This window comes from Salinicola sp., assembly GCF_982684285.1.
The window spans coordinates 1-7,278 of the sequence record NZ_CEXLVS010000155.1 but is presented as its reverse complement, the minus strand read 5'-3'; the positions used below and the strand labels follow the sequence as shown (position 1 = coordinate 7,278).

Here is a 7,278-nt window from a genome sequence, read left to right as displayed (position 1 = left end):
GCCGGTCTACAACCACGCCGAGGCGGTCGGCCAGACCCTGGTGCGGCTGCGCCTGCTGCAGTTGCCGGTCATCCTGGTCGATGACGGTAGCGACGCGCACTGTGCCGGGGTGCTGGATGCCCTGGCAGACGCCGAGACGGTGGATCTGGTCAGGCTGCCCGTCAACCGGGGCAAGGGTGCGGCGGTGCGGGCGGGCCTGGCACGAGCCGCCGAGCGCGGGCTGACCCACGTGTTGCAGGTGGATGCGGATGGCCAGCACGAAGCGGCCGACCTGCCGCCCTTCGTCGAGGGGCTCCGCGCCGACGACGAGGTCCTGCGGCTCGGCTACCCGCGATTCGACGCCAGCGTGCCCCGGCACCGCTTCTACTCCCGCTATATCACCCATTCGCTGGTCTGGCTGGCGACGCTGTCATTCGATCTTCGCGACACCATGTGCGGGGTCAAGCTCTACCCCGTCGCCGCCGTCAACCGGCTGGTTGCCGAACACCCCTGCGGCGATCGCATGGAGTTCGACAGCGAGCTTCCGGTACGCTGGCACTGGCAGGGCGAACGCGTCGTCAACCTGCCCGTCCGGGTCCGCTACCCTATCGACGGCGTCTCCCACTTCCAGCTATGGCGGGACAACGTACTGCTCGCCCGCATGCATCTGCGTCTGGTGCTCGGCATGTTCAGACGCCTCCCCGATCTCTTGAGCCGCCGCCAGGAACGACTCTCATGACACCGATCAGCAGCAATCCCAATCACTGGTCGAGAATTCGCGAGACCGGCACTGCCGGCGGGGTTCGCGCCATGGTCTGGATCCGGCGCAAGCTGGGACGGCTACCGTTCCAGTTCATGCTGCTGCTGGTGATCGTCTACTACTATATCGCCCACGGCCTGCATCGGCGCGCCTCCCATACCTACCTTACCCGACTGTGGCGGCACCGTTACGGCCATGCGCCCAAGCGTCTGACCTGGCTGAGCCTGCGCCACTTCCGCAGTTTCGGGCAGAGCCTGATGGACAAGATCGACGCCTGGAGCGGCATCCCACCGGCGCTCAGCTTCGAAGGCGATACGCGGGAGCGGTTTCGCCAGGCGGTCGAGAGCGGGCACGGCGGGATCATGCTGGTCTCCCATGTCGGCAACATGGAGATCTGCACCGCCATGAGCGACATGCAGGAGGACTTCCGCGCGACGCTGCTGATGCACACACGCAATGCGCAGCAGTTCGACGAGGTCCTGGCGCGCTCGACCCACCGCGAGAACCCGCCCGAGATCGTCGAGGTCAGCGAGATCACGCCGTCGACGGCGATGAAGCTGGGGCGCCGGATCGCGGAAGGCGGTTTCGTGGTGATCGCCGCCGATCGTGTGCCGATCAGCGATAACGGACGCGCCCGCACGCTTCCCTTCCTGGGCCACCCGGCGCGTTTTCCGGAAGGCCCGTTCTGGCTGGCGAGCCTGCTGCGCTGCCCGATCTACACCATCGGCTGCTTTCGCGAACCCACCAGCTATCGCATCGACTTCGACCACTTCGACGATACCAGCGACTTGAGCCGGCGGGATCGGGAGGCATGGATGGATGGCGCCATGCGGCGCTACGTCGACTGGCTGACGCGGCAGTGCGAGAAGACCCCGCTGCAGTGGTTCAACTTCTTCCCCTTCTGGCTCGACTGCGAGGACGCCCACGCCGCGGCCCCCGGCCATGAGGACGAGCGCCCCGTCACCTGACCGGGCGATTCCCGACACGCGATACCCCGAGGACCCGACCATGCCGTTTCGTCGATGGTGGATCACACTGCTGCTACTGGTGCCGTTGAGCGCCCAGGCCTTCGATCTGGACGACCTGCAACGCCAGCTCGCCGCCACGCCCTCGCTGGCGGGCAGCTTCGAGCAGCAGCGCGAACTGGCGGACCTCGACAGCTCGCTTTCCAGCCAGGGCACGTTTCTGTTCGAGCGCGGCAAGCGCGTCGTCTGGCAACTCGAGCAACCGGTCGAGGAGCGGATCGAGCTGACCCCACAGGCGATAACCGATGGCAGCGGCGAGAACGCGCCGCCCGGTGGCGAGCAGGTCGCCCAGTTGTTCCTGCAGTTGCTGGAAGGCGACTGGCAGGCGCTGGAGTCCCGCGTCACCCTGGCGCTATCCGGTGACCGGGATGACTGGCAGGTCGCCCTGACCCCGAAGGAAGCCGCCCTGCGCGAGCGCATCGCCGAGATCCATCTGCGGGGGTCTGACACCATCGATCATCTCGACATGCGCACGCCCGACGGCGACCGGTTGAAGGTCCGGCTATTCGACCAGCATCCGCTGAACGACTCATGACGGATAGGGGCTACCGTTGGCTCGGCTGGCTCTGGCTCGCGTCGCTGGCACTCTGTGCCCTCTGGCTGGGCTGGATGCTGCGCCAGGGCCTGCCCGCCGATACCGACCTCACCGCGCTGCTGCCCGCCGACCGGCAGGCGCCGCTGGTCGAGAAAGCGGACCGCGAACTGGGGCGCGGTTTCGAGAATCGCTTCCTGCTGCTGCTCGGCGATGACGAACGGGTACCGACGACGCAAGCGCTGGGCCGGTCGCTGCAGCGGCTGGTCGACGAGGGCCAACTGGCCGGGGTCGACTGGCGCGAGCTCGATCTGGCCGACGCCGACCCGCACGGCTGGATGGGGCAGTGGCGCTATCGTCTGCTGACGCCGCAGTGGCAGCAGGCCATCGACACCGATGGCGGCAGTACGCTGGTCGAGCCGGCGCTGCGCCGGCTGTTCTCGCCGACGGCGCGCCCGGAGCCCGTCGCCGACCCCTTCGGGCTGCTCGACGCCTGGCTGTCACGCCTGCCACGCAGCCCGATCGGCGCCGCCGACGGTCTGTTGACGCTGGATGCCGAGGGACGGCAATGGAGCGTGCTGATCGGCGAGTTGAAGGGTTCCCCCTACGACCTGCCGATGCAGAATGCCCTGCACAGCGCGCTCGAACGGTTTCAACAGCAGCATCCCGATGCCGAACTGCTGCGTTCCGGCCTGGTGTTCCACGCCGCCGCCGGCGCCCGTCAGGCGAAGCGGGAGATGTCCACCATCGGCGCCGCCTCTCTACTCGGGGTACTGCTGGTCATCGGTTTCGTGTTTCGCTCGCCCCGGGTGCTGCTGCAACTGATGGTGCCCCTGCTGGCCGGTTCGCTGTTCGCGCTGACGCTGACACTGGGGATCTTCGGACGCCTGCACCTGCTGACCCTGGCCTTCGGCGCCAGCCTGATCGGCATCGCCGTCGACTATGTGCTCCACCTGCAGTGCGACCGCGTCATCGATGGCAGGCAATTCCGGCTTCGCCGACTGATGCCGAGCCTGACGCTGGGCCTGATCTCGAGCGTCATCGCCTATGTGGCCCAGGCACTGACACCGATGCCGGGATTGCGCCAGATGGCGGCGTTCGCCGCCTTCGGGCTGATCGGCGCCTGGCTCACCGTGGTGCTGTGGCTTCCCCGCTTCACCCTTCACGCCTCCCCGTTCACGGCGCGTCTGGCGACGCGCTGGTGGCGACTGTGTCAGCCTCGCTGGCGACTGTCGCCATGGCTCGCCCTGGCCGGCGCGCTGGTTCTGGCGACCTTCTGCGGCCTGCGCCTGACCAGCGACGACAGCCTGGAACTGCTCAATCCCTCGCCGGCGGCGCTGATGCAGGACGAGCAGCGCGTACAACAGCTGCTCGACCGCGATACCGGCAGCCGCTATTTCCTGGTTCGGGCCGCGGATACCCAGTCGCTGTTGACCCGGCTCGATATGCTGGACGGCTCACTCGACCGTGCCATCGCCGACGGTCTCCAGGTCGAGTATCAATCGCTGGCCGGATCGGTGCCGACGATGGCCGAGCAGCAGGCCAACCTGGCCCGGGTACGCAAGCTCTACGGCGCGCCGCTGGACGCGCTGGTGGAGCGAGCGGGCTTGCCGGCGACCGTCGCCGACGAGGCGCGGGCACGCTTGCAGCAGGCGCCGCCGTTGACCCTGGCCGAATGGCTCGAGACGCCTCTGGGCTCGCTCCAGCAGCGGCTGTGGCTGGGCAAGACGGACGACGGCGGGGTGGCCGCCACCGTGGTGATATCCGGCGCTCGCGATGCCCGCACCGATGCGACCCTGTCGACCCTGGCCGACTCGCTACCGAAGGTGGAGTACAGCGACCGCGTCAGCCGCATCGGCGGGCTGCTCGGCGAGCTCCGCCGCCATACCGCCCTCTGGGTGGCCGCGGCCATGGCGCTGATGACGCTGGCACTGCTGTGGCGTTATCGAGGTCGCGCCTGGCGTGTCGTCGTGCCGCCCTTCGGCGCCACCCTCATCGTGCTGACGGCGTTCGCCGTCGGCGGCGTCCCGCTCAACATCTTCAACCAATTAGGTCTGCTGCTTATCTTGGGAATCGGGCTGGATGCCGGTATCTTCAACGTGGAGCATGCCCGCAAGCCGGCTGCGTGGCTGGCCATCACGCTATCGACACTCACCAGCCTGCTGGCATTCGGCATGCTGGCCTTCAGCGCGACGCCCGCGCTGCATTACCTGGGCCTGACCTGCCTGATCGGCCTGGCCAGCGTCTGGGCGCTGGTCCCCTGGGTGCGCCCGGAGGCTGGCCATTCGACACCACGACGGGAGAGCGAACATGTCTGAAGCCGACCACGAGGTCATCGTGATTGGCGCCGGCCCCGCCGGTGCCGCGATCGCGGCACAGCTGGCGTCCCGCGGTCGTCGCGTACTGGTGGTCGAACGCAGCCATTTCCCGCGTTTCTCCATCGGCGAGAGCCTGCTGCCGCAGTGCATGGGCCATCTCGAAGAGGCCGGCCTCCTCGACACCGTCCAGGCAGCCGGCTATCAACCCAAGAATGGCGCCGCGTTTACCCGCGGCGGCGAGAGCACGGCGATCGACTTCCGCCACAAATTCACGCCGGGCTGGGGCACGACGTTTCAGGTCGAGCGCGCCGACTTCGACCACCGGCTGATCGAGGCCGCCCGCGCGAAAGGCGCGAAGGTCGAATTCGGCATCACCGTCACCGCGTTCCGCGCCGATCCCGATCGCCCCCAGGTCGATGTCGTCGATGAATCCGGCAACGCCAGCACGCTGACCGCCCGCTTCGTCGTCGACGCCAGCGGTTACGGACGCGTACTGGCCCGGCTCGAGGCGCTCGAGCGCGACGCCCGCCAGGCCCCCCGCACCGCGCTGTTCACTCATGTCGAAGGCTGCCCGGTGGCGCCGAGCCATGATCGCGAGAAGATCCTCATCGGCGTTCATCCCGACGATGCCGGCATCTGGTACTGGCTGATCCCTTTCCGCAACCAGCGCGCTTCGGTGGGCGTGGTCGGCCAGACAGAGCGCATGAGCGCCTACGGCGATTCGACCGAGGCCCGCTGGCAGGCGCTGATCGACGCCGAGCCGCGTTTCCGCCAGCTGCTCGGCGGCTCGCGGCCGACCCGACCGATCGCTGAACTCGGCGGCTATTCCGCCGACGTGACGCGTCTCCATGGGCCCGGTTATGTGCTGCTGGGCAACGCCGGCGAGTTCCTGGACCCGGTGTTCTCTTCCGGTGTGACCATTGCGCTGAAATCGGCAAGCCTGGCGGCACCGCTGGTGGATCGCCAACTGGCCGGTGAGGCCATCGACTGGCTTGGCCGGTTCGAGGCACCGCTGCGCGAAGGCATCGAGACGTTTCGCGCCTTCGTCGACGCCTGGTACGACGGCAGACTCCAGACCATCATCTTTCACGCCGACGCACCCCGCGATATCAAGGAGCGCATCAGCGCCATTCTGGCCGGCTACGCCTGGGACCGTCGCAACCCGTTCGTCACCGACTCGGCCCGGCATATCGACACGCTGGCCGACCTCTGCGAGAGACAGGCGGCATCGAGGGCGTCGGGCTCCGGGACCGCCGGTGCGCGTCAGCCGGATGCTGGCCCGTCGCCGGAGACCGGACGGTGATGCGCGGCTTTCCCCTCCTGCTGCCGCTGTGCCTGGCGTTCGCCCTGTCCGCCTGCAGCTTGAGTCCACCGGTGTCGCCGACGCCGCCGCTGGCCGCCGCCACCACGACCGACACGCTGAAAAGCCGACTGACGTTCGAACCGGACGGAGGCGAAGCCCGCACCTTGATCGCGTTCATCCGGATCGATCCGGACCGCCTGCGTGCGGTGCTGGTGACGCCCTACGGTCAGCGCCTGACGACGCTGGTTCGCGACGCCGAGGGCGCGCGCTTCGAAGCGGGCGACGCGCCGGGTGAACCCCAACTGCCGATGCCGCCACAATGGCTGGCATCGCGCCTGGAGTGGAGCCTGTGGCCGATCGACGCCCTGCACGACGCCTTCGCGGGGAGCGCCTGGCGGGTCGTCGACAGCGCGACGAGTCGCGACATCAGCTATCGGGGAAGCCTGGTCGCTCGCATCACGCCGGCGCCGGATCGCGATCGCTCCGAGACGCTGATGCTGGACGACCGCCAGGGCCACTACCGGTTGACGATCGCCCCGATGCAGGAGAACGATGATTCATGACGGCCTCTTCTTGTCGCCTGTCCCGCCCCGGCGTCGTCTGCTCGCTGGGCGACGATCTGGACACGATCGGCCACGCCCTGTTCTCGGGTCAGCGCGGCCTAACCACCAGCGACGCCTTCACCCCGGGCCGTCCCCTGCCGTTGGGACAGGTCACCAGCGAACTGCCCGACGACAGCCAGTGGCCAAAGGACCACCGCAGCCGCAACAACCGGCTGCTGGCGCTCGCCCTGGCTCGCCTCGGCGACGAGATCGAGTCGCTGCTTTCCTCGGTGCCGGGCGATCGGATCGGAGTGGTCATCGGCAGCAGCACCTCCGGCATCGGTGAGACCGAGTCGGCATTGGCGGAGAGTGGCCGCGAAGGGCCGCTGCCGGAAACCTTCGCCTACGCGCGCCAGGAGCTGGGAGCGCCGGCGCGCTTCATCGCTGAGCGTCTGGGAATCACCGGCCCCTGCTATACGCTGTCGACGGCCTGCAGCTCCAGTGCCAGAGCGCTGGCCAGCGCCAGGCGCCTGCTCAAGAGTGGCCAGTGCGATGCGGTGATCGCCGGCGGCGCCGACAGCCTGTGTCGCCTCACGGTCAATGGATTCCTGAGTCTGGAAGCCGTCAGCGACACCCCCTGTCAGCCCTTCTCCCGGCATCGCGACGGGATCAATCTCGGCGAAGCGGCAGCCCTGTTCGTGGTGACGCCCGAGAGCGGCGGTGTCCAGCTCGCCGGCGTTGGCGAGAGCGTCGACGCTCACCACATCTCCGCCCCCCGCCCGGATGGCAGTGGCGCAGCGGAAGCGATGCGCCAGGCCC

At 68.4% G+C, this 7,278-nt stretch carries 7 protein-coding genes; all 7 read left to right on the top strand.

All coding sequences use genetic code 11. The features are described 5' to 3' along the window. The coding region (locus tag AC3AYF_RS13640; RefSeq protein ID WP_295037330.1) for a glycosyltransferase family 2 protein at window positions 1-718 on the top strand (718 nt) is incomplete at its 5' end. Continuing rightward, complete coding sequence (locus AC3AYF_RS13635; protein WP_149436593.1) at window positions 715-1,707, top strand: lysophospholipid acyltransferase family protein; 993 nt, start codon at window positions 715-717, stop codon at window positions 1,705-1,707. The genes AC3AYF_RS13640 and AC3AYF_RS13635, both read left to right, overlap by 4 nt. Before the next feature lie 40 nt (window positions 1,708-1,747). Continuing rightward, window positions 1,748-2,299 (top strand): outer membrane lipoprotein carrier protein LolA, encoded by a 552-nt coding sequence (locus tag AC3AYF_RS13630; protein WP_487779859.1) that lies wholly within the window; start codon window positions 1,748-1,750, stop codon window positions 2,297-2,299. Then, window positions 2,296-4,614: an MMPL family transporter gene (locus AC3AYF_RS13625; RefSeq protein WP_295037332.1), complete on the top strand. Its 2,319-nt coding sequence runs from the start codon at window positions 2,296-2,298 to the stop codon at window positions 4,612-4,614. The genes AC3AYF_RS13630 and AC3AYF_RS13625 overlap by 4 nt, the downstream gene beginning before the upstream one ends. Continuing rightward, a complete protein-coding gene (locus tag AC3AYF_RS13620; protein ID WP_295037334.1) occupies window positions 4,607-5,917 on the top strand; it encodes an NAD(P)/FAD-dependent oxidoreductase in 1,311 nt (436 codons plus the stop codon). Before AC3AYF_RS13625 ends, AC3AYF_RS13620 begins: the two co-directional genes overlap by 8 nt. Then, the gene (locus tag AC3AYF_RS13615) at window positions 5,917-6,480 is read left to right on the top strand and encodes a DUF3261 domain-containing protein (RefSeq protein WP_149436589.1); all 564 of its coding nucleotides are present in this window, start codon (window positions 5,917-5,919) and stop codon (window positions 6,478-6,480) included. The genes AC3AYF_RS13620 and AC3AYF_RS13615 overlap by 1 nt, the downstream gene beginning before the upstream one ends. Continuing rightward, on the top strand, window positions 6,477-7,278 hold an 802-nt coding region (locus tag AC3AYF_RS13610), incomplete at its 3' end, for a beta-ketoacyl synthase N-terminal-like domain-containing protein (RefSeq protein ID WP_295037337.1). The genes AC3AYF_RS13615 and AC3AYF_RS13610, both read left to right, overlap by 4 nt.

Excerpts from the sequence above, each read along its gene's own strand:
- AC3AYF_RS13635 (WP_149436593.1), top strand. The coding sequence starts at position 715 with ATGACACCGATCAGCAGCAATCCCAATCACTGGTCGAGAATTCGCGAG.
- AC3AYF_RS13630 (WP_487779859.1), top strand. The coding sequence starts at position 1,748 with ATGCCGTTTCGTCGATGGTGGATCACACTGCTGCTACTGGTGCCGTTG.
- AC3AYF_RS13625 (WP_295037332.1), top strand. The coding sequence starts at position 2,296 with ATGACGGATAGGGGCTACCGTTGGCTCGGCTGGCTCTGGCTCGCGTCG.
- AC3AYF_RS13620 (WP_295037334.1), top strand. The coding sequence starts at position 4,607 with ATGTCTGAAGCCGACCACGAGGTCATCGTGATTGGCGCCGGCCCCGCC.
- AC3AYF_RS13615 (WP_149436589.1), top strand. The coding sequence starts at position 5,917 with ATGCGCGGCTTTCCCCTCCTGCTGCCGCTGTGCCTGGCGTTCGCCCTG.